Source organism: Micromonospora nigra (assembly GCF_900091585.1).
Lineage (GTDB): Bacteria > Actinomycetota > Actinomycetes > Mycobacteriales > Micromonosporaceae > Micromonospora > Micromonospora nigra.
The window spans coordinates 4,855,454-4,881,258 of sequence record NZ_FMHT01000003.1 but is presented as its reverse complement, the minus strand read 5'-3'; the positions used below and the strand labels follow the sequence as shown (position 1 = coordinate 4,881,258).

The 25,805-nt window shown below is 72.6% G+C and carries 21 protein-coding genes; 9 read left to right on the top strand and 12 right to left on the bottom strand.

Annotated elements, in window-relative coordinates:
* Nucleotides 1-50: 50 nt before the first annotated feature.
* Nucleotides 51-230, top strand: a complete 180-nt coding sequence (locus GA0070616_RS21255) for a DUF4236 domain-containing protein (protein ID WP_091085977.1) — start codon at nt 51-53, stop codon at nt 228-230.
* Between the two features lie 297 nt (nt 231-527).
* Here the strand turns inward: GA0070616_RS21255 and GA0070616_RS21245 are convergent, their stop codons facing one another.
* Nucleotides 528-1,382 (bottom strand): hypothetical protein, encoded by an 855-nt coding sequence (locus GA0070616_RS21245; RefSeq protein ID WP_091091332.1) that lies wholly within the window; start codon nt 1,380-1,382, stop codon nt 528-530.
* A gap of 295 nt (nt 1,383-1,677) precedes the next feature.
* On the opposite strand from GA0070616_RS21245, the gene GA0070616_RS21240 reads away from it, so the two are divergent.
* Both GA0070616_RS21240 and GA0070616_RS21235 read left to right on the top strand, forming a co-directional pair.
* Nucleotides 1,678-3,717, top strand: a complete 2,040-nt coding sequence (locus tag GA0070616_RS21240) for a tetratricopeptide repeat protein (protein ID WP_091085974.1) — start codon at nt 1,678-1,680, stop codon at nt 3,715-3,717.
* Nucleotides 3,718-4,071: 354 nt separating this feature from the next.
* Nucleotides 4,072-6,291 carry a HelD family protein gene (locus tag GA0070616_RS21235; protein WP_091085970.1) on the top strand — a complete coding sequence of 740 codons (2,220 nt, stop codon included), beginning with the start codon at nt 4,072-4,074 and terminating at the stop codon, nt 6,289-6,291.
* A 10-nt stretch (nt 6,292-6,301) separates the two neighbouring features.
* Here GA0070616_RS21235 and GA0070616_RS21230 read toward each other — a convergent pair whose 3' ends face one another.
* Nucleotides 6,302-6,721, bottom strand: a complete 420-nt coding sequence (locus tag GA0070616_RS21230) for a hypothetical protein (RefSeq protein WP_091085968.1) — start codon at nt 6,719-6,721, stop codon at nt 6,302-6,304.
* Between the two features lie 381 nt (nt 6,722-7,102).
* On the opposite strand from GA0070616_RS21230, the gene GA0070616_RS21220 reads away from it, so the two are divergent.
* Nucleotides 7,103-7,387, top strand: a complete 285-nt coding sequence (locus GA0070616_RS21220) for a hypothetical protein (protein ID WP_425413007.1) — start codon at nt 7,103-7,105, stop codon at nt 7,385-7,387.
* A gap of 72 nt (nt 7,388-7,459) precedes the next feature.
* Here the strand turns inward: GA0070616_RS21220 and GA0070616_RS21215 are convergent, their stop codons facing one another.
* From GA0070616_RS21215 to GA0070616_RS21200, 4 genes are all read right to left on the bottom strand, one after another.
* Nucleotides 7,460-8,422 carry a sporulation protein gene (locus tag GA0070616_RS21215; RefSeq protein ID WP_091085961.1) on the bottom strand — a complete coding sequence of 321 codons (963 nt, stop codon included), beginning with the start codon at nt 8,420-8,422 and terminating at the stop codon, nt 7,460-7,462.
* 209 nt (nt 8,423-8,631) lie between these two features.
* The gene (locus GA0070616_RS28255; protein ID WP_175440148.1) at nt 8,632-8,799 is read right to left on the bottom strand and encodes a hypothetical protein; all 168 of its coding nucleotides are present in this window, start codon (nt 8,797-8,799) and stop codon (nt 8,632-8,634) included.
* Between the two features lie 95 nt (nt 8,800-8,894).
* Complete coding sequence (locus GA0070616_RS21205; protein WP_091085955.1) at nt 8,895-9,668, bottom strand: DeoR/GlpR family DNA-binding transcription regulator; 774 nt, start codon at nt 9,666-9,668, stop codon at nt 8,895-8,897.
* A 39-nt stretch (nt 9,669-9,707) separates the two neighbouring features.
* Nucleotides 9,708-11,717, bottom strand: a complete 2,010-nt coding sequence (locus GA0070616_RS21200; RefSeq protein WP_091085952.1) for a beta-galactosidase — start codon at nt 11,715-11,717, stop codon at nt 9,708-9,710.
* A 280-nt stretch (nt 11,718-11,997) separates the two neighbouring features.
* On the opposite strand from GA0070616_RS21200, the gene GA0070616_RS21195 reads away from it, so the two are divergent.
* Genes GA0070616_RS21195 through GA0070616_RS21180 form a run of 4 tightly spaced genes read left to right on the top strand, consistent with a single transcriptional unit; the run spans nt 11,998 to nt 17,448 of the window.
* On the top strand, nt 11,998-13,332 hold the full coding sequence (locus GA0070616_RS21195; protein WP_091085946.1) for an ABC transporter substrate-binding protein: 1,335 nt from the start codon (nt 11,998-12,000) through the stop codon (nt 13,330-13,332).
* A gap of 23 nt (nt 13,333-13,355) precedes the next feature.
* A complete protein-coding gene (locus tag GA0070616_RS21190; RefSeq protein ID WP_091085942.1) occupies nt 13,356-14,312 on the top strand; it encodes a carbohydrate ABC transporter permease in 957 nt (318 codons plus the stop codon).
* Nucleotides 14,309-15,232, top strand: coding sequence for a carbohydrate ABC transporter permease (locus GA0070616_RS21185; RefSeq protein WP_091085939.1), 924 nt, complete (start codon nt 14,309-14,311; stop codon nt 15,230-15,232). The genes GA0070616_RS21190 and GA0070616_RS21185 overlap by 4 nt, the downstream gene beginning before the upstream one ends.
* Nucleotides 15,229-17,448, top strand: coding sequence for an alpha-galactosidase (locus GA0070616_RS21180; protein WP_091085935.1), 2,220 nt, complete (start codon nt 15,229-15,231; stop codon nt 17,446-17,448). Before GA0070616_RS21185 ends, GA0070616_RS21180 begins: the two co-directional genes overlap by 4 nt.
* 128 nt (nt 17,449-17,576) lie before the next feature.
* Here the strand turns inward: GA0070616_RS21180 and GA0070616_RS21175 are convergent, their stop codons facing one another.
* Entirely contained in the window at nt 17,577-18,959 is a 1,383-nt protein-coding gene (locus GA0070616_RS21175) for a cellulase family glycosylhydrolase (protein ID WP_091085932.1), read from the bottom strand.
* A 389-nt stretch (nt 18,960-19,348) separates the two neighbouring features.
* On the opposite strand from GA0070616_RS21175, the gene GA0070616_RS21170 reads away from it, so the two are divergent.
* Nucleotides 19,349-20,311, top strand: coding sequence for a TIGR03557 family F420-dependent LLM class oxidoreductase (locus tag GA0070616_RS21170; protein WP_091085930.1), 963 nt, complete (start codon nt 19,349-19,351; stop codon nt 20,309-20,311).
* 311 nt (nt 20,312-20,622) lie between these two features.
* Here GA0070616_RS21170 and GA0070616_RS21165 read toward each other — a convergent pair whose 3' ends face one another.
* From GA0070616_RS21165 to GA0070616_RS21145, 5 genes are all read right to left on the bottom strand, one after another.
* A complete protein-coding gene (locus tag GA0070616_RS21165; protein WP_091085926.1) occupies nt 20,623-21,408 on the bottom strand; it encodes an endonuclease/exonuclease/phosphatase family protein in 786 nt (261 codons plus the stop codon).
* Between the two features lie 3 nt (nt 21,409-21,411).
* Complete coding sequence (locus tag GA0070616_RS21160) at nt 21,412-22,902, bottom strand: phosphatase PAP2 family protein (protein ID WP_091085923.1); 1,491 nt, start codon at nt 22,900-22,902, stop codon at nt 21,412-21,414.
* Nucleotides 22,903-22,965: 63 nt separating this feature from the next.
* Complete coding sequence (locus tag GA0070616_RS21155; RefSeq protein ID WP_091085920.1) at nt 22,966-23,967, bottom strand: YihY/virulence factor BrkB family protein; 1,002 nt, start codon at nt 23,965-23,967, stop codon at nt 22,966-22,968.
* Nucleotides 23,960-24,946 carry a diacylglycerol/lipid kinase family protein gene (locus GA0070616_RS21150; RefSeq protein WP_245712851.1) on the bottom strand — a complete coding sequence of 329 codons (987 nt, stop codon included), beginning with the start codon at nt 24,944-24,946 and terminating at the stop codon, nt 23,960-23,962. Before GA0070616_RS21150 ends, GA0070616_RS21155 begins: the two co-directional genes overlap by 8 nt.
* Before the next feature lie 164 nt (nt 24,947-25,110).
* Nucleotides 25,111-25,710 (bottom strand): hypothetical protein, encoded by a 600-nt coding sequence (locus GA0070616_RS21145; protein ID WP_091085912.1) that lies wholly within the window; start codon nt 25,708-25,710, stop codon nt 25,111-25,113.
* Nucleotides 25,711-25,805: the final 95 nt, after the last annotated feature.

The window sequence follows — 25,805 nt, the reverse complement described above, 5'->3', positions numbered from 1 at the left end:
GGCATGTTCGCGGTCGACACGGCAGGAAACGGTGATGAAGGGAGCCCACGATGGGCCTCATGTATCGCAGGCGTAAGAAGTACGGTCCGATCATCCTGAACTTCACCGAGAACGGTTTCTCTTCCTGGAGCATCAAGATCGGCCGCTGGTCCTGGAACTCCCGAGCCAAGGCACACCGGGTCGACCTGCCGGGTCGACTTTCCTGGAAGCAGGACAAGTCCCGGGCGTGACGTCCCGAGGTCGAGCGGGGTGCCGGTGGTTCACCGGCACCCCGCTCGACGTCTCGGCACCCCGCTCGACGTCTCGGCACCGTGGCGGCGGCCCGGTTCGCCGACCCCGACGGGGTACGGATGGCGGTGCGCACCGCCGCGACCCCGCCGATGGTGGTGGCCGTGGCCTGGCCGGTCACCAACCAGGTACGCCGGCAGCCCACCGCCGACCCGCCGCACAGCGCACGGGAGGTGCGCTCACTGAGCCGCCTGGCCGTGGCGCTGGTCGCCTGGCCGTGGCGCTGGTCGCCGGGCTGCTCACCGGGCGGCCGCGATGAGCACGTCCCCGCCGAGGCGGCCGTGCGCCGGGTCGCGGGTGACCGTGCCCCGGTCGAGCAGGGCGGTCACCGCCCGGGCGGCGTCGGTCGACCGGTAGGCCGTCGCGGTGAGGGCGTGGCGGCGCAGCTCGGTGAGCGTGCGGGGGCCGGACCGGGCCAGCTCGGCGAGCAGCTCCGCGCCCAGCGGCGCCAGGTCCGGCTCCGGGACGACCGGTAGGGGACGGCCAGTCGGGTCGCGCAGCACGACGTCCAGGGTCCACAGGGTCTCCTTGAACCGTTCGAGGCTGCGATCCGAGCCGGTGGCCAGCGCGATCCGTCGGGCCGGCCCCGCGTCGCCGCCGACCAGCACCTCGCCGACCAGCGGGAACCCGGCGTCGGACAGCCCGGTGGCGACGGGCGGCTCCGCGGGGCGCGCGGCGACCAGCAGCTCCGCGGGGCGTCCGGTGGCCGCCGCCGCCCACACCGGTGCCGCCCCGCCGGCCACCTCCACGTACGACAGCAGGGGCGCACCGGCCGCGCCGGCCGCCTTCAGCGCCACCGGCAGCCGGGCCGCGTCGCCGGGCACCAGGTGCACCGTCACCTCCGCCGGCAGGGTCGCCTCGACCGCGCCGAGCCGGGCGGGCAGGTCGGCGTCGCCGGCCAGCACCAGCACCGTGAGTCGGCAGCCGCGTAGCCGGCCCGCGTGCCGGGCGACCTCGCGCAGGGCGGCCTCGGCGGCGTCGTCGACGGGTTCGGCGTACGCCAGCGCGACCGCGGCCCGCCGGACGCGGGCCGCGGCGGTGGGCAGCCAGCTCTCCAGGTGGTGGACGAACAACTCGCGTGCGACGGTCGGCATCCTGCCGTTGTACCGCACGGCGGGCCACGGCTACGCCGCCCCTCCCGGCTCCGGCGGGTGGCCCGGCCGGGTGGAGGGTCATCCGGTGGTCGGCCAGCGCGGCGTGCGCCTCCGCGCCACCGTCGGCTGGCACGTCACGGGCTGGCCGAGGCGGCCTCAGCCCGGCCCGGGTCGACCAGGTGCGCCCCGTCAGCAAGGCCATGGTGGACCGGCTGACCGAATCCTGACCGGATCCTGACTAAACCGTTCCGGCGCGGGTCTTGTACATACCGTCGTCGGATGAGCACGATGGGGCGTGCCCTCCGGCTTCGGTGAACTGACTGATCAGGCGCACCACCTGGTGTCCGCCGGCGACCTCGCCGGCGCCCGGCGGCTGCTCGCCGACGCGCTGACCGGCGCCGACCCCCGCCCGGCCAACGCGACCGCCGAGCTGGCCGAGGCGGCCAGCCTCCAGGCGCGCGTGCTGGTCGCCCTCGGCGAGCCACACCCGGCGCGCGGCTGGGCGGCGTTCGCGTACGCGGCCACCACCCGACTGCACGGCCGCTCCGATCCCCGTACGGTGGCCGCCGCGGCCACCCTCGCGGCCGTGCTGCACCGGGTCGGCAGCTGGTCTCGGGCGGCGCGGCTCTACCAGGAGGTCATTCTCGAGCTGACCGCCTCGGACGGGCCGGAGTCGCTGCGGGTGCTGGCCGCCCACGCCGACCTGGCCACCGTCGAGTACGCCCGTGGCCAGTGCCAGGTCGCCCGCGACCGCCTTCTCGACGCCTGGGAGCTGCACCGCGAGGTGTACGGCGACGGCCACCCCAGCGGCATCAAGATGCTGGCCCGGCTCGGGGCGATGCAGCGCGACTGCGGCCGGTTCGGCGAGGCCCACGACAACCTGGCCCTGGCCGAACAGCTCTGCCGGGACAACCTCTCCCCCGACGACCCGCTCGCCGGGCAGGTGGCGGCGCTGGCCCGGGCGGCGGCCAGCCCCGACCACGCCTGCGCGGACAACGCGCCCGTGGGCCCGGAGCCTCCGCCCGTCCCCGCGGCGCGGATCCCCCCGGCCGGTGACGGCCTGTCCGGCCCGCCGGCCGGTCCGTTCGGCCCGGCCGGGGCCCCGTCGACCGGGTACGCCGAGCCGCGCCACCCGGCGGGCGGATACCACCCGTCGGGTGCTCACCCGTCCGGCGGCTACGAGGTGCCCACGCCCCGCCAGCCCCCCGACGATCCGGCGGACCACTGGTGGCCGCCCGAGCACGACACCGGCGCGCACGACACCGACGACCGGCCCGGGGCGTACGACCCCGACGGGCCAGGCGGGCACGACACCGGCGACCGGCCCGGCGGGCAGGGCCCCGACCGGCTCGGTGGGACGGCGCTGCCGCCTGCCGTGCTCGACCTGGCCGGCAGCCGCACCACCCCGCCCGGTACGCGACCGGTGGCGGACGCCGAGCCGTGGGGCCCGGCCGACGAGTGGCGGTCCACCACCTCGGACGACCGGTGGCCGTCGCAGACACCCGACGACCGGTGGCCGTCGGACACAATCGACGACCGGTGGCCGTCGGACACACCGGAGGATCCGTGGCGTACGACGGGGGCAGGCGACCAGTGGGACTCCGAACGCGACGCCGGGCTGCCGCTCACGGCCACCACCGCCGCCACGACCACCAGGGGCGGCACGGACACCACCGCCGCCACAGGCGGCACCCGGTGGGACGACGGCGACGGCTGGGCAGGCAGTGGCCGGCACCCCGAGGAGGCCACGGGCGTACACCGGGTGCGCCGGCACGCCGGGCCGGACGAGCCGTACCACCCGTCGCGGCTGCTGCCCGTGCCGGTCCCCCGCGAGCCCGAACCCCACAGGGCGCGCCGGCTGGTGCCGCTGGTGGCCGCCGGTGTGCTCGTGGTCCTGCTCGGCGCGGCGGCGGTGATCGCCGGATTCTCCGGGGTGGACGGGGACGGCGACCCGCCGGCCGCGCCGGGCACCCCCGCCCCCACGGGCCCCGCCGCCGCTACGCCGCCCGCCGGTGGCCCGAGCGCCTCCCGGAGCGGCGGGCCGTCCGGCGCGACGGCGTCGCCGGGCAGCCCGCCCAGCCAGGTGACGCTGCGCGACAACCGGGACAACGTGGCGCTGCGCTGGACGTACCCGGCGGGCGCGGAAGGGCCCGTGGTGATCTCGGGAGGTCGTCGGGGCCAGCCCCAGAGCGCCTTCGCCGACCTGCCCGCCGGCAGCACCAGCTTCGTCGTCCACGGCCTCAACCGCAGCACGGACTACTGCTTCACCGTGGCCGTCGCCTGGTCCACCGACACGGTGGCCCGCGCCGACGAGGTGTGCACGGCACGCCGCTGACCCGGTGGGCGCACCGACCGCAGGCCGGTGGGCGCACCGCTGACCGAGTGGGCACGCCGACCGCCAGCCGTGGCCGCGCGCGCGGCGGCATGGGCCTCCGGGCCCGGGTGACGGGTGGGCGGATCGGACCCGCCCGGCACGGCCGCACCTCGGCCGCCCGGCGGGTTCGGCTCGGCGGCGGGCTTGGCTCGGCGGTTTCCCGCACGGTATCTTTGCTCGTTCGGCGTAAACAGAAATAGAACGGCCGAAGCCGTTCTATGCAGATAATCTAACCAATGGGGAGACGGATTGTCAAGGCACTCCGCGGATTCGCCGTCCGACGACGACATCGGCCGCGAGCAGGAGTACGTCTCGATGCTCTACCAACGCCTCGACGGACTACGCGAGCAGGCCTCCCGTCGGCTGACCGAACAGTTGCGCTCGACCGGCGGCACGCTGCAGGCCCGGTCGCAGCGCGACAGCGCGGTACGCATGTACGCCGATCAGGTCGAGCAGTTCTCCGCCGTGGAGAGCGGCCTGTGCTTCGGCCGACTCGACCGCGACGACGGCAGCCGGCACTACATCGGCCGGATCGGCATCTTCGACAGCGGCGGCGACTACGACCCGCTGCTGATGGACTGGCGGGCCCCCGCCGCCCGGGCGTTCTACCTCGCCACCGCCGCCAACCCCCAGGGGGTCCGTCGCCGGCGGCACCTGCGCACCCGGCAGCGCAAGGTGACCGCCCTCCACGACGAGGTGCTCGACCTGGCCACGGCCGCCCCCGGCGGTCACGAGGAGCTGACCGGTGAGGCGTCGCTGCTGGCCGCCCTCGACGCCGGTCGCACCGGCCGGATGCGCGACATCGTCGAGACCATCCAGGCCGAGCAGGACCGCGTCATCCGGGCCGATCTACCGGGCGTGCTGGTCGTGCAGGGCGGGCCGGGAACCGGCAAGACCGCGGTGGCGCTGCACCGCGCGGCGTACCTGCTCTACACCCACCGTCGGGAACTGTCGACCCGTGGGGTGCTGCTGGTCGGCCCGAACACCACGTTCCTGCGCTACATCTCCCAGGTCCTGCCGACCCTCGCGGAGACGGGCGTGCTGCTGCGTACCCAGGCCGACCTGTTCCCCGGCGTCACCGCGCGGCGGACGGAGCCGGCCGCCACGGCGGCGCTCAAGGGCCGCCCGGTGATGGCCGAGGTGCTCGCGGCAGCGGTACGCGACCGCCAGTGGATGCCCGACGAGCCGCTGGAGATCGAACTACCCCAGCAGGAGGTGCTGCTGCTCGACCCGGCCACCGTGCGGGCGGCCCGGGACCGGGCCCGCCGATCGGGCCGGCCGCACAACCTGGCCCGCGCGTTGTTCGACGTCGAGATCGTGCACGTCCTGGCGGCGCAGGTGGCCGAGCGCATCGGGGCCGACCCCCTCGGTGGGGAGAACCTGCTCGACGAGGCCGACGTGGCCGAGATCCGCCGGGAGTTGCGGGAGGAACCCGAGGTCCGCGCGGTGCTCGACCGGCTCTGGCCGGTGCTCACCCCGCAGCGCCTGCTCGCCGACCTGTACGCCGAGCCCGACCGGATCGCCGTGGCCGCGCCCATGCTCGACGACACCGAGCGGGCCCTGCTGCACCGCGAGCCGGGCGGTTGGACGCCGGCCGACGTGCCGCTGCTGGACGAGGCCGCCGAACTGCTCGGCGAGGACGAGCGGGCCGCCACCGCCCGCCGGGAACGCATCCGCGCCCTGCAACGCGAGTACGCCGAGGGCGTGCTCGAGATCGCCCGGGGTTCCCGGTCGATCGACGTGGAGGACGAGTTCGAGGGCGGCGAGATCCTCGGCGTCGCCGACCTCATCGACGCCGACCGGCTGCTGGAACGGCAGGAGGAGGTCGACCGGCTCACCACCGCGCAGCGGGCCGCCGCCGACCGCACCTGGACGTTCGGGCACGTGATCGTCGACGAGGCGCAGGAGTTGTCGCCGATGGCGTGGCGGCTGCTGATGCGTCGCTGTCCGAGCCGGTCGATGACGATCGTCGGGGACGTGGCGCAGACCGGCGCGTTGGCCGGCACGCCGTCCTGGGCGGAGGCGCTCGCACCGTACGTGGCGGACCGGTGGCGGCTGGAGGAGCTGACGGTCAGCTACCGTACGCCGTCGGAGATCATGGCGGTCGCCGCCGGCGTACTGGCCCGCATCGACCCGGCGCTGCGTCCACCCCGCTCGGTCCGCGACAGCGGCGCCGACCCGTGGGACCGGGCGGTGCCGGCGGGACGGCTGGCGGCGGAGCTGGTCACCGCCGCGACGGCCGAGGCGGGCGCGTTGGCCGACGGGCGGCTGGGCGTGATCGTGCCCGACGGGCTGGTCGACGAGCTGGGCGCGGCGCTGGCTGCCGCCCTGCCCGAGGCGGCGGTCGGCGAGCATCCCGAGCTGGAGAGCCGGGTCGTGGTGCTCACCGTCGCGCAGGCCAAGGGGTTGGAGTTCGACGTCGTCCTGCTGGTCGACCCGGACGGCATCGAGGCCGGGTCACCGCGCGGGGCGAGTGACCTCTATGTCGCTCTCACCCGCGCCACGCAGCGCCTCGGCATCATCCGCCCCACCTGACCCGTCGTGCTCAGGTGCCCGCCCGGTCCTCCGTGAAGTTGCCGACCTGGGCGGCGGAGGCGGACTGGTCGCTGGTGGCGCCACCCGCCGGGGTGCTCATCCCTCCGGTGGTGGCGTCGCCGGTGGTCGTGGGGGCCACCTTCCCCGGATGACGCTCCGGTTGCCGCGCCAACCGGCGTACGCTCGCCGGCCCCGCGCTGCCGCCGGTGGTGGTCACCGCACCCTGGCCCCGGGTGGGGCCGCCGTCGCGCAGCACCGCCGGATCCACCGGCACGTCCGCCGGGTCGTCCGGGTCGGCGTCCTGGATGATGCGCTGGACGTCGACCTGGGGCACCGTCACCTCGTCCAGGGCGCCCTCGCCGTACACGCCGCCGGCGATGCGTTCCTCGGCCCGGCGGGCCGCGTCCTGCCGCATGTCGTCTTCACGCACGTTCGCTCACCTCGCAGAAGAGTCGTCGGTGTCCCGGTGCGTGCCCGGGGGCCCGGGGCGCAAACCCCGAAGGGCTCGGCGACGCGGCGCAGGGACAGCGGCCTCGTCTGCCGAGCGCCGTCCCCGGAACGACGAGAATCCGGCCGGCGGCGGGTGTTACCTGCTCAGGGGGCTCGGGTAGACCCAGGGTGCCCCCGCCATGAACGCGAACCGTGCCGTGGCCGATACGCGGTAGCGGGGCGAGGGATTGCAGGTACGACTCATCGCATCCGCAAGGAGGACCAGATGAGCACCCAGGCTGCATCCACCAGGCCGATGAACCGTCCGATGCAGGACGCACCGAACCGGGCCACCGTGAACGAGCCGACCCGGCCGATTCCGATGATCCACGACGGGCACCGGGAGCAGATGCCGTCGCCGGGTACGGAGACGAAGCAGTCGTTCCTGACGACGGAGTTCTGGATCTACATCGCGGCGGTGACCGCAGTGACGATCGCCGCGTTCTGGCGTGGCACCACCGAATTCGGGCTGAACCTGAACAACCCGGGTCAGGCGTGGTTCTTCATCACCCTGCTGACCCTGGGTTACCTGGGTAGCCGTGGCCTGGCCAAGGCCGGCAGCGCCCGGCGCTCCGGCGAGGAGCGCAGCAGGCGCGGCAAGAGCTGACCGGCTGACGGACGACAGGTGGCCCCGGGATCCGTCCCGGGGCCACCGTCGCGGCACGCCGCCGCGCCGGGGCTACTCCTCGAATCCGCCGAAGTCCTCGTCGCCGCCGTCGAAGGCGTCGTCCAGCATCTCACCGGCGATCATTCCGCCCGCGACACCCAGCGCGGCGCCCGCGACGACGCCACCCATCCCGGACCCGCCCCGCCGGTGCGGCACGCCATGGCCGTGCGCAGCGCCGAAGCCCTGCGCGCGCAGGCTGCCGTAGCGGCCGGTCGTCTCCCGCAGCCAGCCGTCGACCAGCTGAGTCCAGTCGACCCGGTCGGCGTCGGCGTGTGAGACGTGGTAGCGGCCGAAGACGTCGTGGCCGCCGGTGAGGAAGCCCCCGCGCTTGTCGCACTCCAGCACCACGTCGACGCCGTGCGGGCTGGTCACGAAGGTCAACTCGACCTCGGTGATGGTCTGCGCGTACTGCGGCGCGGCGAAGAACTCGATCTCCTGGTAGAACGGCAGCGTCTGGTGCACCCCGTGGATGCGGCCGTGCTCCAGGTCGGCGTTCTTGAACCGGAAACCGAGGCGGCTGAACGCCTCCAGGATCCGCTCGTGCACCGGCAACGGGTGGATGTTGACCTGGTCGAGGTCGCTCTTGTCCACGGCGCGGGCGATCGCCAGCTCGGTGCGCAGCCCCATCGTCATGCCGTGCAGCCGCTGGCCGTACACGTCGGTGATCGGGGTCTCCCACGGCACGGGAAGCTGGAACGGGATGCTGAACTGCTGCTTCGGGGCGAGCTGGAGCGGGCCGCCGACCACCTGACGGTGGAACTCCATGATGCCGGCGTACTCGCTGTCGCCGCCCTCGATCTCGACCCGGGTCACCAGACCGAGCACGACCTGCTCGATGTTGGCCGGCGCCTCCCCACCGAGGAGGTTGACCTGCCCGTCGAGGGTCAGACCCGGCCGGCTGTTCGGGTTGGTCAGGACCGTGTCCACACTCGGACCGCCGACACCGAGCGCGCTCAACATCTTCTTGAAGACCATCGGAACTCCCGCTGAGCTGGTGCCCACGCTCCACTGCGGAAGCGGGACGCTGACGGCGGCAATCTATCGTGCGCCGCTGTGAGGTCGCTGAGAAGCGGCGGCACAGCCGGCGTGTCGTCGGCTCGTGCGGGCGCCCGACACCGGCGGGCCACACGCCCTTCCAGTCACCGGCGGGCCACACGCCCTTCCCAGCACCGGCGGGCTCCCCGTCACCGGCGCAGGTGTGCCGCCAGGCTTTCGAGCTGCCCGGTCACCCCGACGGGCGCGGTCGCCCGGCAGACTTCCAGGTCGGGAAGGATCGGGCTGGCCGCCACCAATGTCGCCGCCGCGAGCAGCACGAAGGCGGTGAAGACGGAGAAGAGGGTTCCGATCCGCATGACGAACTCCAGCCGGGGTGGCATCGCCGACCGGCGGCCGGCACCTGTCACATCCTGCCTGGCCCGTGCAACCCGCCAGGTCACGGGAAGCCGCGTCAGACCTCCGCGACGATCAACTCCCCGACCTGCTCGCGAACCTGCGCGCGGGCCTCCGGCGGCAGGCCCGAGTCGGTGATCAGCAGGTCGGCCGCGTCGAGGGGGGCGATGGTGGCGATGCCGGTCGTCTCCCACTTGGTGTGGTCGGCCAGCACCACCAGCCTTCGGGACGCCTCGGTCAGCGCCCGGTTGACCGCCGCCTCCAACAGGTTGGGGGTGGTGAACCCGGTGCGCGGGCTCATCCCGTGCACGCCGAGGAAGAGCAGGTCCACGTTGAGCGAGCTGATCGCCGCCTCCGCGACGGGCCCGGTCAGCGCGTCCGACGGGGTACGGATACCGCCGGTGAGCACCACGGTCTGGTCGGCGCGCGGGTTCTGGTAGAGGGCGTCGGCGACCGGGATCGAGTTGGTCACCACGGTCAGGCCCCGCACGTCGGCCAGCAGCGTCGCCAACGCGGCCGTGGTGGTGCCGGCGGACAGGGCGATCGCCATTCCCGGCTCCACGAGCGCGGCGGCCCGCTCGGCGATGGCCCGCTTCTCGGTCTGTTGCCGGATCGACTTCGCGGCGAAGCCCGGCTCGTCGGCGGAGCCGGGGCCGGCGAGCGTCGCCCCACCGTGGACCTTGTCGACGAGGCCCCGCTCGACCAGCACGTCGAGGTCCCGCCGGATGGTCATGTCCGACACGCCGAACCGGCTCACCAGGTGGCTGACCCGCACCCCACCCCGCTGCCTGATCAGATCGAGGATGGCGCTCTGCCGTTGCTGAGCCAGCATCGAACCTCCTTTCCCCGGGCGAGGCGAACGGCGACCAGGTCAACGCACATCGGATGCTCCGCCGGCGGACTCCCGGACCACGGCCACCTCGCCGGCCGGCACCACGAGCGTTCCCGCGCAGGAGGCGCCGCTCAGCAACTCGACACCGGTCGCGGCGAGACGGGCCGCGTCGCCGGTGTGGTTGACGACGAACAGCCAACTCCGGTCGCCGTCGCGGCGGCGGACCACCTCCACCCCCGGCGGGGCCTCGGCGGCGGGACGGACCCCGGCGTCGGCGACCAGCCGGGCGACCAGCGCATCGGTGGCGGCGGTGTCGAGACGGGTGCCCACGTACCAGGCCGCTCCCGCGCCGACCGGGCGGCGGGTCAGCGCGGGCACCCCGGGCAGGGGACCGTCGGCGTACGCGGCCAGCACCTCGGCGTCCTCGGCGTGCAGCCACTCGGTCCACACGTCGGCGGTGGAGCCGTCGTCGAGGCGGACCGTCTCGCCGGCCCGCAGCGGGAAGAACTCCTCGGTGCGCACGCCCAGCAGGTCCCGGAACGCGCCGGGGTAGCCGCCGAGACGGATGTGGTCGTGCTCGTCGACGATGCCGCTGAAGTAGGTGACCAGGGCGGTGCCGCCGGCCTCGACGAACGCGCGCAGCGCCGCCGCGTGCCCGTCGCGCACCAGGTAGAGGGTGGGCACCAGCACCAGCCGGTACGCGGACAGGTCGGTCGACGGGTGCACCACGTCGGCGGTGACGCCGCGCCGCCACAGCGACTCGTACAGGGCGTGCAGGCGGTCGGCGTAGCTGACGTCGACGCTGGGATGGGAGTCGAGTTCGGCGCCCCACCAGGCCTCGTAGTCGAACAGGATCGCCACGTCGGCGTCGACCCGGCTGCCGCGTACCTCGGCCAGGCTCCTCAGGTCGGCGCCGAGCCGACAGACCTCCCGGAAGACCTTGGTGTCGGCGCCGGCGTGCGGGACGAGCGCGGAGTGGAACTTCTCCGCGCCGGCCCGGGAGGCCCGCCACTGGAAGAACAGCACGCCGTCGGCGCCGCGCGCCACGTGCGCGAGGCTGTTGCGGCGCAACTGCCCCGGGGTCTTGGCGACGTTGCGCGGCTGCCAGTTCACGGCGCTGGTGGAGTGTTCCATCAGCAGCCAGGGCGCGCCGCGGGCCACGCCCCGGGTGTGGTCGCCGGCCAGCGAGAGACCGACGTGTGACTGCGGGTCGGCGGCGGTCAGGTAGTGGTCGTTGGCGACCACGTCCACGTCGCCGGCCCAGGAGTGGTAATCCAGGTACTTGATCCCGGTGCCGATCATGAAGTTCGTCGTGACGGGCTGCTCGACCAGCCCCGCGAGCACCGCACGCTCGGCGCGCAACTGGGCCCGCTGCTCGTCGGAGGAGAAGCGCAGGAAGTCCAGCTGTTGGGTGGGGTTGGCGAAGGTGGGGGCGAGGCGGGGCGGGTTGACCTCCGCCCAGTCGTGGTAGCGCTGGCTCCAGAAGGCGGTGCCCCAGGCGTCGTTGAGACCGTCCAGGTCGCCGTAGCGTTCCCGCAGCCAGCGGCGGAACGCCTCGGCGCTGACGTCGCAGTAGCAGTGCACGTTGTGGCAGCCCAGTTCGTTGGAGACGTGCCACATGACGACGGCGGGGTGCGTGGCGTACCGGGTGGCGACGGCCTCGACCAGGGCCAGCGAGCGCTGCCGGAACACCGGCGAGCTGGGGCAGTACGCCTGCCGGCCGCCCGGCCACAGCAGCGCGCCGTCGGCGCGGCGGGGCAGGGTCTCGGGGTGCCGGTGGGCGAGCCACGGCGGCGGGCTGGCGGTGGCCGTGGCCAGGTCGACGCGGATGCCGCCGGCGTGCAGCACGTCGAGGGCCCGGTCGAGCCAGTCGAAGGTGAACCTGCCCGGCTCGGGCTCCAGCAGGGCCCACGAGAAGATGCCGACCGAGACCAGGTTGACCCCGGCGCGGCGCATCAGCTCGACGTCGTCGGCCCACACGCTCTCGGGCCACTGCTCCGGGTTGTAGTCGGCGCCGTAGTAGATCCCGTCGCCCTGCCAGCTCCGCATGACCCGAGAGCGTGCCCGGCCCGCAGGGAGAAGTCAACACATTCCAACATCATTGTTTCGGCGGGATGTCGTCCCCGCTCGGTCCCCTTGTCACGAGCAGATAGCGATCCCCATGACCCCCTTGACACGACCGTGGGGAGGGGTAGCTTGAGGCGCCACTGGTAGTTCATGTTGGGCCATGTGGGTTCTCGATGGATCCGGGTGGCGACAGTGAGCACCGGCCCCACCACAGACGGCGAACCGGCAGACCGCCGCACCCCTTCTTCCCCCAGGAGGAGCCATGCCCCGTCCCCGTACCGAGGCCGAGTACCTGGCCCGACTCGTACCGCCGTCCGTCGCGGGCATCGGCCGCCGACGGCTGCTGGCCGGCGCCGCCGGCACCGGCGCCCTGCTCGGCACCGGAGCCCTGCTCGCCGGATGCGGAAGCGACTCGGACTCCGGCGGTTCGGGATCCAACACCGTCTCGCTCGGGTCGAACCAGTCCGACCCGAACCCGAAGGACACCGTCGAGAAGGTGATGGCCGGGTTCAAGACCTCCTCCGGCATCGACGTCTCGATCAACACCGTCGACCACAACACCTTCCAGGAGAACATCAACAACTACCTGCAGGGCCGGCCCGACGACGTGTTCACCTGGTTCGCGGGCTACCGGATGCGCTTCTTCGCCGCGCGCGGCCTCGCCGGCGACATCAGCGACGTCTGGAACGACATCACCGGCTACAGCGACGCCTTCAAGAAGGCCTCGACCGGCGACGACGGCAAGCAGTACTTCGTGCCGACCTCGTACTACCCGTGGGCGATGTTCTACCGCAAGTCGGTGTTTCAGCAGAACGGCTACCAGGTCCCGACCACTCTGGACCAGCTCAACGCGCTGGGCGCGCAGATGAAGCGGGACGGCCTCAACCCGATCGCCTTCGGCGACAAGGACGGCTGGCCGGCGATGGGCACCTTCGACGTGCTCAACCTGCGCATCAACGGCTACCAGTTCCACATCGACCTGATGGCCGGCAAGGAGGCGTGGACCTCCGACAAGGTGAAGAAGGTCTTCGACACCTGGCGTGGGCTGCTGCCGATCCACCAGCCGGACTCCCTCGGCCGCACCTGGCAGGAGGCGGCCCAGTCGTTGCAGCAGAAGAAGAGCGGCATGTACCTGCTGGGCCTGTTCGTCGCCCAGCAGTTCACCGACGACGAGCAGGACGACCTGGACTTCTTCACCTTCCCCGAGATCGACCCGGCCATCGGGGCGAGCGCCCTCGACGCGCCGATCGACGGCTTCATGATGGCCCGCCGGCCGAAGGAGGAGGACAACGCCAAGAAGCTGCTGACCTACCTCGGCTCGAAGGAGTCGCAGGACATCGTGATCGCCAACGACCCCAGCCAGCTCGTGCCGCACAGCGAGGCCGACGTCAGCGGCTACACCGCCCTGCAGAAGAAGGCCGCCGACCTGGTCGGCTCGGCCACCGAGATCGCCCAGTTCCTCGACCGGGACACCCGCCCCGACTTCGCCTCGACCGTGATCATCCCGGCGCTCCAGCAGTTCATCAAGTCGCCGGCGGACATCGACGGACTCGTCAACAGCATCGAGAACCAGAAGAAGTCCATCTTCACCGACTGACGACGGCGAGAGGGGAAGGACTGATGTCCGACCTGCCCCTGGTCCAGGCGGACCACGCCGTACCCGCACCGGCCGCGACCACCCGCAGGGGTGGCCGCGGCCCGCGGCTGCGGCTCCTGTCCCGCACCGACCGCGTGATCATCACGCTGATGGTGGCCGTACCGCTGCTGCTCGTCGTGGCCCTGGTGTGGCTGCCGGCGCTGGCGACCGTGGCGTTGTCCGGCACCAACTGGGACGGCATCGGCCCGGTCAGCGAGATCGAGTGGATCGGCGCGAGGAACTACGACGACGTGGTGAACAACTACCCGCCGTTCGGCCCGGCGATGCAGAACAACCTGCTCTGGCTGGCCGCACTGTTCGTGGTGGCCACCCCGATCGGCATGTTCCTCGCGGTGCTGCTCGACAAGGAACTGCGCGGCACCCGGTTCTACCAGACCGCGCTGTACCTGCCGGTGGTGCTCTCGTTGGCCCTGATCGGCTTCATCTGGCAACTGCTCTACTCCCGCGACCAGGGTCTGATCAACGCCCTGACCGGGGGCAGCGTCGACTGGTACGGCGACCCGGACGTCAACATCTGGGCGGTGTTGGTGGCCGCCGGCTGGCGGCACGTCGGCTACATCATGCTGCTGTACCTGGCCGGCCTCAAGGGCGTCGACCCGTCGCTGCGGGAGGCGGCGTCCGTCGACGGCGCGTCCGAGGCGGGCACCTTCTTCCGGGTCGTGTTCCCGGTGATGCGCCCGATCAACATCATCGTGCTCGTCGTGACGGTGATCGAGTCGCTGCGCGCGTTCGACCTCGTCTGGGTGATCAACAAGGGCCGCAACGGGCTCGAACTGATCTCCGCGCTGGTCACCCAGAACGTCGTCGGCGAGGCCAGCCGGATCGGCTTCGGCTCCGCGCTGGCCACCATCATGCTGGTCATCTCGCTGGTCTTCATCACCGTCTACCTGGCCACCGTCATGAGGGAGGACCGGCGATGAGCACGGCGACGACCACCCCCGACACGACGACCCCGCCGCCGGCCGCCGCACCCCGGCCGACCCGCCGGCCGGTACGCCCCGCACGGATCGTCCTGCACGTCTTCCTGGCCGCCGTCGCCGTGGTCTGGCTCTTCCCGATCCTGTGGGCGGTGCTGGCGTCGCTGCGGTCCTACGAGTACACCGCCGCCAACGGGTACACCTCGCTCGGCGGCTGGACGTTCGACAACTACGTCCAGGCGTGGCGGGTCGGCGACTTCGGCCAGCACTTCCTCAACTCGGCGTACATCACCGTGCCCGCCGTACTGCTGGTGCTGTTCCTCGCCTCCTGCGTGGCGTTCGTGATCGCCCGGTTCAGCTGGAAACTCAACCTGGTGCTGCTCGGGGTGTTCACGGCGGCGAACCTGCTGCCCCCGCAGGCCCTGCTGATCCCGCTGTTCCGGATGTTCACCCGGGTTCCGCTGCCGGAGTTCATGAGCGACTCGGAACTGCTGTACGACAGCTACTGGGGGCTGATCCTGGTCAACGTGGCCTTCCAACTCGGCTTCTGCGTGTTCGTGCTCAGCAACTACATGAAGGCCCTGCCCCGCGAGCTGTACGAGGCGGCGATGGTCGACGGGGCCGGTATCTGGCGGCAGTTCTGGCGGGTCACCATGCCGCTGTGCCGCCCGGCCCTGGCCGCGCTGGCCACCCTGGAGGTGACCTGGATCTACAACGAGTTCTTCTGGGCCACCGTGCTGATGCGCACCGGCGACAAGTTCCCCGTGACCAGTTCGCTGAACAACCTGCGCGGCGAGTTCTTCACCGACAACAACCTGGTCTCGGCCGGCTCGGTGCTGGTCGCGATCCCCACCCTGGTGGTCTTCTTCCTGTTGCAGAAGCAGTTCGTCCGGGGTCTGACGCTGGGAGCCAACAAGGGATGACCATCGTCCACCTGCGCCGGGCGGGGACCAGCCTGGTGCTCGACGCGCGGGGGCCCGGCCTGCCACGGGTCGCGCACTGGGGTGCCGACCTGGGCCCGCTGCCCGCCGACGACCTGCCCGGCCTGGTCGACGTGACCACGGCACCCGTGGTGCCAAGCAGCTTCGACGGGCCCACCGTGCTGTCGCTGCTGCCCGAGGCCAGCGCCGGCTGGAGCGGCCGGCCGGCGCTGGCCGGGCACCGGGCCGGGACCGCCTGGTCCACCGCGTTCCGCCTCGACGACGTGACCGTGGACGATCCGGCGGCCGCCGTCGACGGCGGGCCACCGCGCACCGGCACGACCGGGCGGGGCGACATGACCGGGCGGGGTGACGAGCCGGGCGGGCCCGACGCGGCCCGGGTGACCGTGCGCGCCGTCGACCCCGACGCCGGGCTGGCGCTGACCGTCGAACTCACCCTGGACCCGGCCGGCGTGCTGCTGATCCGCCACCGGCTGCGCAACACCGGCACGGGCGACTACGAGCTGCGCGAGCTGACCCCGGTGCTGCCGGTGCCCCCGGTGGCCACCGAACTGCTCGACCTGACCGGCCGCTGGTGCCGGGAGCGCTCGCCGCAGCGCCACCCGTGGCCGATGGGCGCCTGGGTACGCGAGGGCCGGCACGGGCGTACCGGACACGACGCGACGCTGCTGCTGGTCGCCGGCACCCCCGGATTCGGTTTCGGCCACGGCGAGGTGTGGGCGGTGCACACCGCCTGGAGCGGCGACCACGTGACCGTCGCCGAGCGCCGGCCCACCGGCGACGCCACCCTCGGCGGCGGTGAGCTGCTCGCCCCCGGCGAGGTGGTGCTGGGCCCCGGCGAGGAGTACACCACTCCCCTGCTCTACGCGGTGCGCTCCGCAGCGGGGCTGGACGGCCTCAGCGACGCCCTGCACACCCACCTGCGCGCCCGCCCGGGACACCCGCGGACGCCCCGGCCGGTCACCCTGAACGTCTGGGAGGCGGTCTACTTCGACCACGACCCGGGCCGGCTGCGCGCCCTGGCCGACCGGGCCGCCGAGATCGGGGTGGAACGCTTCGTGCTCGACGACGGCTGGTTCCGGGGCCGACGCGACGACACCGCCGGGCTCGGCGACTGGTACGTCGACGAACGGATCTGGCCCGACGGGCTGCACCCCCTAGTCGACCACGTCACCGGGCTGGGCCTGCAGTTCGGCCTCTGGGTCGAACCGGAGATGGTCAACCCCGACTCGGACCTGTTCCGCGCCCACCCCGACTGGGTCCTGCGCGCCCCGGGCCGGCTGCCCCCATCCTGGCGGCACCAGCAGGTGCTCGACCTGGCCCACCCGCCGGTCTTCGCGTACCTGCTCGGGCGGCTCGACGCCCTGCTCACCGAGCACCCCGGCATCGCGTACCTCAAGTGGGACCACAACCGGGACCTGACCGAGGCCGGCGACCACCGGGGCCGACCGGGCGTGCGGGCGCAGACCCTGGCGGCGTACCGGCTGCTGGACGAGCTGCGGGCCCGGCACCCCGGGGTGGAGATCGAGAGCTGCGCGTCCGGCGGGGCCCGGGTCGACCTGGAGATCCTGCGCCGCACCGACCGGGTGTGGGCCAGCGACTGCAACGACGCCCTGGAACGGCTGTCCGTCCAGCGCTGGACGGGGCTGCTGCTGCCGCCCGAGCTGGTCGGCACGCACGTCGGGCCGGAGCGCTCGCACACCACGCACCGGGTCCACGAGCTGGGCTTCCGGGCCGCGACGGCGCTGTTCGGCCACCACGGCATCGAGTGGGACATCGGTGCGGTGTCCGACGCCGAACGCGCCGAGCTGGCCGCCTGGGTGGCGCTGCACAAGCGGCTACGCCCGCTGCTGCACGCCGGGCGGGTGGTCCGGATCGACCACCCGGACCCGGCCGTGCAGGCCCACGGTGTGGTCGCCCCCGACCGCTCCCGCGCCGTGTACGCGGTGACCCGGCTGACCACGTCGGTGGCGCAGGTTCCCGGGCCGGTGCGGCTGCCGGGCCTGGACCCGGCCCGCCGGTACGCGGTCACCCCGGCGCGTGGGGTGCCGGGGCCGGCCACATTGGCGATGACCGAGCCGGGGTGGGTGGCGGCGGGCGTGACGCTGGGCGGGACGGTCCTCGCCTCGGTGGGGTTGCAGATGCCGGCGCTGCACCCGGAGCAGTCCCTCGTCGTGGAGGTCACCGCGGTCGACTGACCCGCCTGCCGTGGCACTGGTGCGCCCGCCACCGTCGCGCGGTGGCAACTTGGGCCAGCCGCGCCCGGGGCGCATCCGTTCCGGTGGCCGGGTCCACCTGGACCCGGCCACCGGCGCCACGACGAGGATCAGCTCGCGGTGCAGGTCACCGCCGGGACGGAGTTGGTGCCGTTCCAGCTGGCGATGAAGCCGAAGCTGGTGCTGGCCCCGGCCCCGAGCCGGCCGTTGTACCCCACGTTGCGCGCGGTCACGGCCGACCCGCTGGAGGTCAGCGACGCGTTCCAGGACTGGCTCACGCTCTGCCCGTTGGCGTACGTCCAGTTGGTGGTCCAGCCGGTGATGGGCGAGGCCCCCGCGGTCACCTTGACCTCACCCTGGAAGCCGCCCTGCCACTGGTTGACGATCGTGTACGTGGCCGAGCACCCGCCGTTGGGCGGGGGCGTGCTGGTCGGGGTGGGGCTGGGGGTCGACGTCGGGGTCGGGGTCGGGGTCGGCGTCGGGCTGGTCGGCGTCGGGCTCGGGTCCGAGCCGAACACGCTGGCCTCCTGGGCCGTCTGCTTGATGCCGTTGGGGCCGTTGAACAGGCGCTCACCCCAGGTGCTCAGGTTGTTCGGGTCGAAGTTGATCGCCAGGTCGAGGTACTCGACGCCGCCGCCGTTGCCGCTCCACGACCAGCCCAGCCAGCCGATGCCGTTGGCCTGGCTGTAGGACAGGATGGCGTCCTCGTCGGGGTTGCCGTCGGAGTGGTCGAAACCGAACTCGCCGACCACGATGGGCAACCCGGCGGTGCGGAACCGGCCGAGGTAGTCGCTGATCTCGGCGGCGGTGTCGAAGACGCCGTACATGTGGATGGAGAACACCGTGTTGCGGTCCGGGTCGGACTCGAAGACCGCCTCGGCGTTGTCGCGCATGGTGAACGTCCAGTCCTGGCCCCAGTTCGGCGCGTCGACCATGATCGTGTGGTCGAGGCCGGCGTCGCGCAGCCGGTTGATGGCGTTCGACGTGTCGGTGGCCCAGGTGGAGTAGCCCTGGTTGCCGTACGGCTCGTTGCCGATGTTGACGATCACGTAGCGCTCCTGGCCGACCAGGGCCGGGGCGATGCTGAGCCAGTAGTCGACGGCCTGGTCCAGGGTGGCGGCGCCGCTCTGCTCGCCGTACCCGGTGGTGTCGTGCACCTCCAGAACGCAGATCAGCCGGTTGGCCTTGCACAGCGAGATGACGTTGGCGACGTCGTCGGTGCTGTTGCGGGTCCACCGGTCGCCACTGGACAGGACCACCCGCACGGAGTTCGCGCCGAGGGCCTTGATGTTGGCGAAGGAACTGGTCTGGTGGGTGTACCAGGTGTGCGCGTGGTTGACCCCGCGCATGATGAACTCGTTGCCGTTGGCGTCGTGGAGCTTGCCGTTGTTGACCGTGAACCCGGTGGCGGCGTACGCGGCCGGCCCGAAGGCGAACACGGCGGCGACCAGTGTCAGCAGGACGGCGCCGACACCCGCGAGTGCTTTTCTCATGACATTCCTCAGGGAGGTCTTCTCACCCCGTGCCCGATGGGGTGCGGGTGGTGTGACAGGTGGGGCGGCTGCTGCCCGGCAGCCGCCGGCCCGGGGCCCGGCGAGGCAGGGATCAGCGTAGGCCGATCTGCCGGGCGACGGCAACCGGTTCAGTGTCCGATCCGGTTGGACGGCGACCCGTGACGGCCCAGAAAGCCCGAGCCGCCACGGGGGCGGACATCCCCACCACAGGATGTGCACCACGCCGGCCTCTTAACCGGTTCAGGCAACGGTAGGCAGGGGGTGCGGACACGTCAAGCGGCATCGATGGTTGACCCACCCCGCCCGGGGTACCCCGGGATGACCGGGACACCCCGGGATGATCCGCCCCCGGGTCGGAAGGAGACACCATGGTCAAGGTCGGCTACACCCTCATGTGTGAACAGGCCGGTCCCAAGCAACTGGTCGACCACGCGGTCCGGGCCGAGGCCGCCGGCTTCGACCAACTGGTGATGTCCGACCACTACTACCCGTGGCTGGACTCCCAGGGCCACTCCCCGTACGCCTGGTCGGTGCTGGGTGCGGTCGCCCACGCCACCTCGCGGGCCGAGCTGATGTCCTTCGTGACCTGCCCGATCCGCCGCTACCACCCGGCGGTGGTGGCGCAGAAGGCGAGCACGGTGGGAGTGCTCTCCGACGGCCGGTTCACCCTCGGGCTCGGGGCGGGCGAGAACCTCAACGAACACGTGGTGGGCGGCTGGCCGCACGTGCAGCAGCGGCACGAGATGTTCGAGGAGGCGTTGCAGATCATCCGTCCGCTGCTCAACGGGGAGACGTTGACCTTCTCCGGCAACCACTACGACGTGCCCGACGCGTACGTGTGGGACCGCCCCGACACCCCGGTGCCCATGGCGGTGGCCGCCTCCGGGCGGCAGTCGGCGACCCTCGCCGCCGAGTACGCCGACGGCATCGTCGCCACCGAGCCCGACCCGCACATCATGCGCATGTACGACGACGCCGGCGGCATCGGCCGCCCCCGCTACGGTCAGGTGGCGATCTGCTACGGGCCGGACGAGGCCGAGTGCCGCAAGATCGTGCACGACCAGTTCCGCTGGTTCGGAATGGGCTGGAAGGTCAACGCCGACCTGCCCGGCCCGGAGTCCTTCGCGGCGGCCACCCAGTTCGTACGCGAGGAGGACGTGGCCGAGGGCGTCTCCTGCGGGCCGGACGTCGACCGGCACGTCGAGGCGTTCAAGCAGTTCGTCGACGCCGGCTTCACCCACGTGGCCCTCGTGCAGGTCGGCGGCGACAGCCAGCCCATGTTCCTGGACTGGGCGCAGGAGCAGTTGCTCCCCCGCCTGCGGGAGCTGTGATCCCGGTGCCCCGCCGACGGCCGTCGGGGCTCGGCACCCCGCCGGCACCCGCGAGCGGGCGGGAAACGTCGCCGTTGCGGCTGGCCACGCCGTGGCTCGTCCGTTCCCTCCTGCCCTCGACCGTCCCGACCAACTGACGAACAGGTGAGCACATGCGCATCGGCAACACGGAGATCCGTCCCGCCGGCGGCGGCCTCGGCTGCCTCCTGATGATCCTCTTCTCGATCGTCGCCTCGATCGTCCTCACGGTCCTGCTCAACCTGGTCGTCTGAGCACCGCCGCGGCTCGGCGCCCGGCAGCGCCGTGGCAGGTCAGGCCGGCGACAGGGCCAGGTCGGCGAGCACCGGGTAGTGGTCCGAGGCGTACTCGGTCTCGCCGCCGCGCAGCACCCGGATGTCCCGGCAGCGGGCGGCCAGGGCCGGGGTGGCCAGCAGGTAGTCCAGCCGCATCCCGGAGAACTCCGCGCCGCCACCGTGCCGGGTGGGCGCGGTCGGGCCCGCCGCCACCCCCAGATCGACCAGCCCGGCGTCGAGCAGCCGGGCCACCGCACGACTGTCCACCGTCCGCCCGTCGCGGCGCAGGTGCCGACGCCGGTACGGCTGCGGCAGCCGGGCGATCCGGTCGGCGTGGTCGGCGCCCGGCTCCAGGGTGTTCAGGTCCCCCGCGAGCAGCGCGAGGCCACCTCGGGCCGGTCGTAGGGCGGCGGCGGCCCAGCCCGCCTCCAGCCGGCGGCGCAGCCCCGAGTACGGATCGAAGTGGGTGCCGACGACGGTCAGCGGCCCGGCGTCGGTGGCCACCACCACCCGCGCGGCGGCGTGGTGGAACGGCCGACGCACCGGCCCGGACGCGACCATCCGCCACGGCGGACGCAGCAGCACCGCCACCGGCTGCCCGAAGACCGACCGGGCCAGGTGTCCGCGCAGGCCCGTCCGCTCGGCGAACCCGGCCAGCACGTCGGCGTCGACGCCGCGCAGCTCCTGGAGGGCGAGCACGTCGGGCCGGGCCTCGGCGACGACCCGCACGATCCGGTCCCGGCGGTCGGGGCCGCCGGAGCCCTGACCGCCGGTCCGGATGTTCCAGGTCATCACCCGCAGCATGGCTCAGCCGGGCTGGGCGGCCCGGGCCAGCTCGTCGTCGAGGGTGTCCACGTCCTCCGACTCGATGCTCGGCCGGTTGCCCTCACGCAGGTCCTCGTTGGGGCGCACCACCCAGTAGAGCAGGCCGATCCACAGGCCGGTCAGCAGGATCGCGCCCATGAAGTCGGTGGGGTGGTGCATGCCCCGGTACATGCGGGAGATCGCGACCCCGACCGGCATGACCACGGCGAGCGCCACGAACACCCACCGCCACCACCGGTCGGTACGCGGGAACACGATCACCGCGATCGCCACCCAGATGCACAGCGTCGCGGCGATGTGCCCGGACGGGAAGGACGAGGTGGGCATCGGCCCGTCCAGGTTCTCGATCGGGGGGCGGGGTCGGCCCACGGCGGCGGCGGAGGCCAGGAAGAGGCTCAGCTCGCCGAACATGGTCAACGCGACGAACAACACCGGACGCCAGCGCCGCCAGATCGCCAGGACCAGCGGGCAGAACACCAGCGAGATCAACAGGATGGCATGGGTGTTGCCCACCTCGCTCCACCAGGCGCTGAAATCGTCCCGCGCGGGGGTGCGCCGCGCGTCGAACCAGTTCGGCACGACCTCGTCGAGGGTGGCGAGGAAGGTGCCCCCGGCGTAGTAGCTGACGAACATGCCGAAGGCGTAGAGCGCGCCGAAGACCAGCACCCAGCCGGCGACCACCTCGAAGACGGCGGCGCGGGGGTGCGGCAGCAGTTTCTCCTCGTCGGGGGCGGGGGACACCTCGTGCGCCGCCTCCGGCTCCAGCCCCTCGGTCAGCCCGGTGGCGGGCCGGCCCCGCTCCAACCGCCACAGCCGGAAGGCGTACGCGGTCACGCCCAGCCAGGCCGCGCCGAGCAGCCACGCGCCCAGCACGTCGGACAGGAAGTGCACACCCAACGCGATCCGGGTGAACCCGATCAGGAAGACGAGCAGGGCGACGATGGCGATGGCGGCCTTGCGCCAGCGGGGCGCCATGGCCGGCAGGAACACCAGCAGCACCGCGCCGTAGGCGACCATCGAGCCGAGCGCGTGGCCGCTGGGGAAGCTCTGCCCGGCGTACGTGCCGATCTCCACGTCGACCTCGGGCCGCAGCCGGTCGACCAGGGTCTTCAGCGACGGGTCGAGGAGCAGCGCGCCCAGGCCGGTGACGATCAGGAACACCGCGAGCCGACCCTGTCTGCGGATCAGCAGACCGAGCACGGCAACCGTGACCAGCCAGATGAGCACCGCCCGGCCGCCGAGATCCGTGATCGCGGTGAGCACGGTGACCAGCGGGCTGATCGGCGCGACCCGGTCGTTGAGCCACTGCGCCACGCCGTGGTCGACGGCGTACAGGGGCGACCACTCGACCCGGACCAGCGTCAGCAGCAGCCCGAAGCCGACCCCGGCACCGAGAACCAGCGCCAGGCCGGCGAGGGTCCGCTCGGTGAAGTGCCCCAGGGGTCGTCGCAGGACATCCTTGACCGCGCCCACGGCAGCCTCCTTCCGTTGGCGGGCGCTGTACCCGATCGCCGTCCCGCGTACACCCGCAGCCGGTCAGAGCGAGGTCATCTCGCCGGTGTCGTGGATCGCATCCCGGTCGGCCTCCGGCTGCCACAGGTCCGGCTGGGCCGGCTCCCGTACGCCGATGCGCACCGCCTCCAACTGGGCGGCGAAGGACAGCCCGCCGAACAGCGCCATGCCGGTCAGGTTGGCCCACAGCAGCAGGGCCATCACCCCGGTCAGCGCCCCGTAGGTCTGCCCGAAACCCTCACTGAACTGCACGTACGCGGCGAGCAGCAGGCTCGCCAGCCACCACAGCGCGGTGGCGATGACGGCCCCGAAGAACAGCCAGGACAGGCCGGGCTGGTTACGCCGCGGCGCGTGCCGGAACAGCACCGCCACGGCGAGCACGGTCAGTCCGAGGCTCAGCGGCCACCGCACCACGTCCCACGCGCCGGCGGCGAAGTCGCCCCAGGCGTAGTGCCGCTGCACCGAGTCACCCAGCGGGCCACCCCCGACCAGGATCAGGAAACCGAACAGGGCCGGTACGCCGGCGGTGAACGCGAGGACGGTCGCGCGCAGGTACTTCCAGAGGGCGGGGCGGTCCCGTTCGACGCCGTAGATCCGGTTGGCGCCCCGCTCGATCTGGGCCATGGTGCTGGTCAGGGCGGCCAGCCCGGTGATCAGGCCGAGGGTCAACGCCAGTTCCCCCGCCTCCTCGGTGCGCTCTCCCTCACCGAGCAGGTCCCCCACCAGTTGGTCGCTGGCACCGGGGGTGAGGGCGAGGACGGTGTCGGCGACGACCTCGCCGCCCTCGCCGACGCCAAGCTCGGGGATCAGGCCGGTCAGGGCGATCAGGAAGGGCACCACGGCCAGGCAGAGCTGGAAGGCCAGGGCCCGCGAGTGGCTGAACCCGTCGCCGTACCGGAACCGGGTGAACGCGTCGTGCAGCAGCCGCCAACCGCCCTTCCGGCGCAGGGTCTGCCAGGCGTGGTCGGCGGACAGTTCCTCGTCGGCCATCAGCCGGGTCTCGGGAACGATCCGGGTGCTACTCACTTCGGGTCTCCTCGACCAGCCGCTCACCACGCTCGGCCGCCGCCTTCGCGTCGTCGGCCAGGTCCGGTGCCTGCTCCGGTCGCGGGACGCACAACCACAGCGCCCGGCGGCGGATCTCCGCCTTCAGGGTGCGGCCGGGGGCGATCAGGTCGCCGTCGAGTTCACGGGGCTGCGAACGGTTGCTGACGATCTCCACGCGCCGGGCCCGGAACACCTCCATCCTGGGCACCCGGTCCTGTCGGCGCAGCACCGCCCAGCCCAGTGCCAGCCAGTGCCGCAGGGTCCGCGGGCTGAGCACGGCGACGTCGAGGTAACCGTCGTCCGGCTCAGCCTCGGTGAGCAACCGGACTCCGCCCTGAAGTCGACCGACGTTAGCCACCAGCACCGACCGGGCTCGGCGGCGCAGCGGCTTCTGGTCGTCGAGGCGGATCAGGACCTTCATCGGCCGGTCCCGCAGGTGGCGGGCGGCCCCGACCACGTACGCGGGCCAACCGATCCGCTTCTTGGTGGTCTCGTTGGTGGCCTCCAACATCTGGGCGTCGAAACCCATGCCGGCCATCACGGCGAAGTGGTGCTCCTCGACCGCGCCGACGTCGAGCAGCCGGCGACCGCGCTCGATCGCCACCTCCAGCCCGGCGGCGAGGTCGGTCGACAGGCCGAGGTTGGCCGCGAGCAGGTTTCCGGTGCCCTGGGGCAGCACCGCGAGTGCCACTTCGGTGCCCACCAGCCCGCTCACGCAGGCCATCACCGTGCCGTCGCCCCCGCAGGCGAAGACCACGTCGACCCCGGCGGCGACGGCCTGCTCCGTCTGACCCCGGCCCGGGTCGTCCGCGGTGGTCTCGAACCACATCGGCTCGGGCCAGCCGGCGGCGGTGAGCGCGTCGCGGACCGTGCGGCGGAATGCATCGAGATCGGCCACCTTGACTGGGTTGACCACCACGGCGGAACGCAGCCCGTGCTCGTCCTGTCCTGAGTCCACGGCGCAAGTGTGCAGCACCCGGCAGGCTTCGGCGAGCCGGCGCGACCCCGTGGTCGGCAGGGCCACACGTACGTTTCGGCGCAGCCGGCGTCCGGTGCGGGTAGGCCGCTGGCCGGCACCCGGTTCGGGTGCCGGCCAGCGGCTGTCTGTGAGGTGGTTCATGGTCAGTTGTTCCAGTGTTCGGCGACGAGGTCGGCGGCCTGCTGTTCCCACTGGGCGTAGTGGTCGGGGTACGCCGAGACCTGGACGGTCTGCGCGGCCACGGTCAGCGGCATGTCCTGCCAGCCGTCGACCTGCTTGAGGCCCTTCAGGAACGCCAGGGTCGAGTACTCGGGGTCGGTGATCTGCTCGACCGTGCCCCACCCGCTGGACGGGCGCTGCTGGAACAGGCCCTGCGAGTCGTGGTCGTTGCGGTCGCCCAGGTGGCCCAGGTTCTCCAGCTTCGACTCCTGCAACGCGGTACCGATCGCCACCACGGCGGCACGCTCGTCCATCCCGGCCTTCTTCGTCGCCGCGACGATCGCCTTGGCGTTGGCGACCTGCTCGTCGGACAGGTCGATACGCGACTGGGCGCCCTGCACACCATGCGGCACCAGCTTGCCCATGTCCGGCTTACCCGCCTTCTCGGCCTGCACGACCGCCGTCACCGGGGCAGCCTCGGCCGGCGCGGCGACCGCACCCGAAACCGGACCAGCAACCATGCCACCGGCGAACGCCAGACCAGCAACACCCAACACACTCTTACGCAGCAGCTTCGACGTCATGACAACAGCTCCGTTCGGGGGTCGACACCCACCACAAGGGGGACACGGTGGGTGCAAGCACCGACAGGCGCTCAAAGAACCAAGGGGGATGTCCG

Coding starts and splice junctions, on each gene's coding strand:
- GA0070616_RS21255 (WP_091085977.1), top strand. CDS start 51: ATGGGCCTCATGTATCGCAGGCGTAAGAAGTACGGTCCGATCATCCTG.
- GA0070616_RS21245 (WP_091091332.1), bottom strand. CDS start 1,382: ATGCCGACCGTCGCACGCGAGTTGTTCGTCCACCACCTGGAGAGCTGG.
- GA0070616_RS21235 (WP_091085970.1), top strand. CDS start 4,072: ATGCTCTACCAACGCCTCGACGGACTACGCGAGCAGGCCTCCCGTCGG.
- GA0070616_RS21220 (WP_425413007.1), top strand. CDS start 7,103: ATGATCCACGACGGGCACCGGGAGCAGATGCCGTCGCCGGGTACGGAG.
- GA0070616_RS21215 (WP_091085961.1), bottom strand. CDS start 8,422: ATGGTCTTCAAGAAGATGTTGAGCGCGCTCGGTGTCGGCGGTCCGAGT.
- GA0070616_RS28255 (WP_175440148.1), bottom strand. CDS start 8,799: ATGCGGATCGGAACCCTCTTCTCCGTCTTCACCGCCTTCGTGCTGCTC.
- GA0070616_RS21205 (WP_091085955.1), bottom strand. CDS start 9,668: ATGCTGGCTCAGCAACGGCAGAGCGCCATCCTCGATCTGATCAGGCAG.
- GA0070616_RS21200 (WP_091085952.1), bottom strand. CDS start 11,717: ATGCGGAGCTGGCAGGGCGACGGGATCTACTACGGCGCCGACTACAAC.
- GA0070616_RS21195 (WP_091085946.1), top strand. CDS start 11,998: ATGCCCCGTCCCCGTACCGAGGCCGAGTACCTGGCCCGACTCGTACCG.
- GA0070616_RS21190 (WP_091085942.1), top strand. CDS start 13,356: ATGTCCGACCTGCCCCTGGTCCAGGCGGACCACGCCGTACCCGCACCG.
- GA0070616_RS21185 (WP_091085939.1), top strand. CDS start 14,309: ATGAGCACGGCGACGACCACCCCCGACACGACGACCCCGCCGCCGGCC.
- GA0070616_RS21180 (WP_091085935.1), top strand. CDS start 15,229: ATGACCATCGTCCACCTGCGCCGGGCGGGGACCAGCCTGGTGCTCGAC.
- GA0070616_RS21175 (WP_091085932.1), bottom strand. CDS start 18,959: ATGAGAAAAGCACTCGCGGGTGTCGGCGCCGTCCTGCTGACACTGGTC.
- GA0070616_RS21170 (WP_091085930.1), top strand. CDS start 19,349: ATGGTCAAGGTCGGCTACACCCTCATGTGTGAACAGGCCGGTCCCAAG.
- GA0070616_RS21165 (WP_091085926.1), bottom strand. CDS start 21,408: ATGCTGCGGGTGATGACCTGGAACATCCGGACCGGCGGTCAGGGCTCC.
- GA0070616_RS21145 (WP_091085912.1), bottom strand. CDS start 25,710: ATGACGTCGAAGCTGCTGCGTAAGAGTGTGTTGGGTGTTGCTGGTCTG.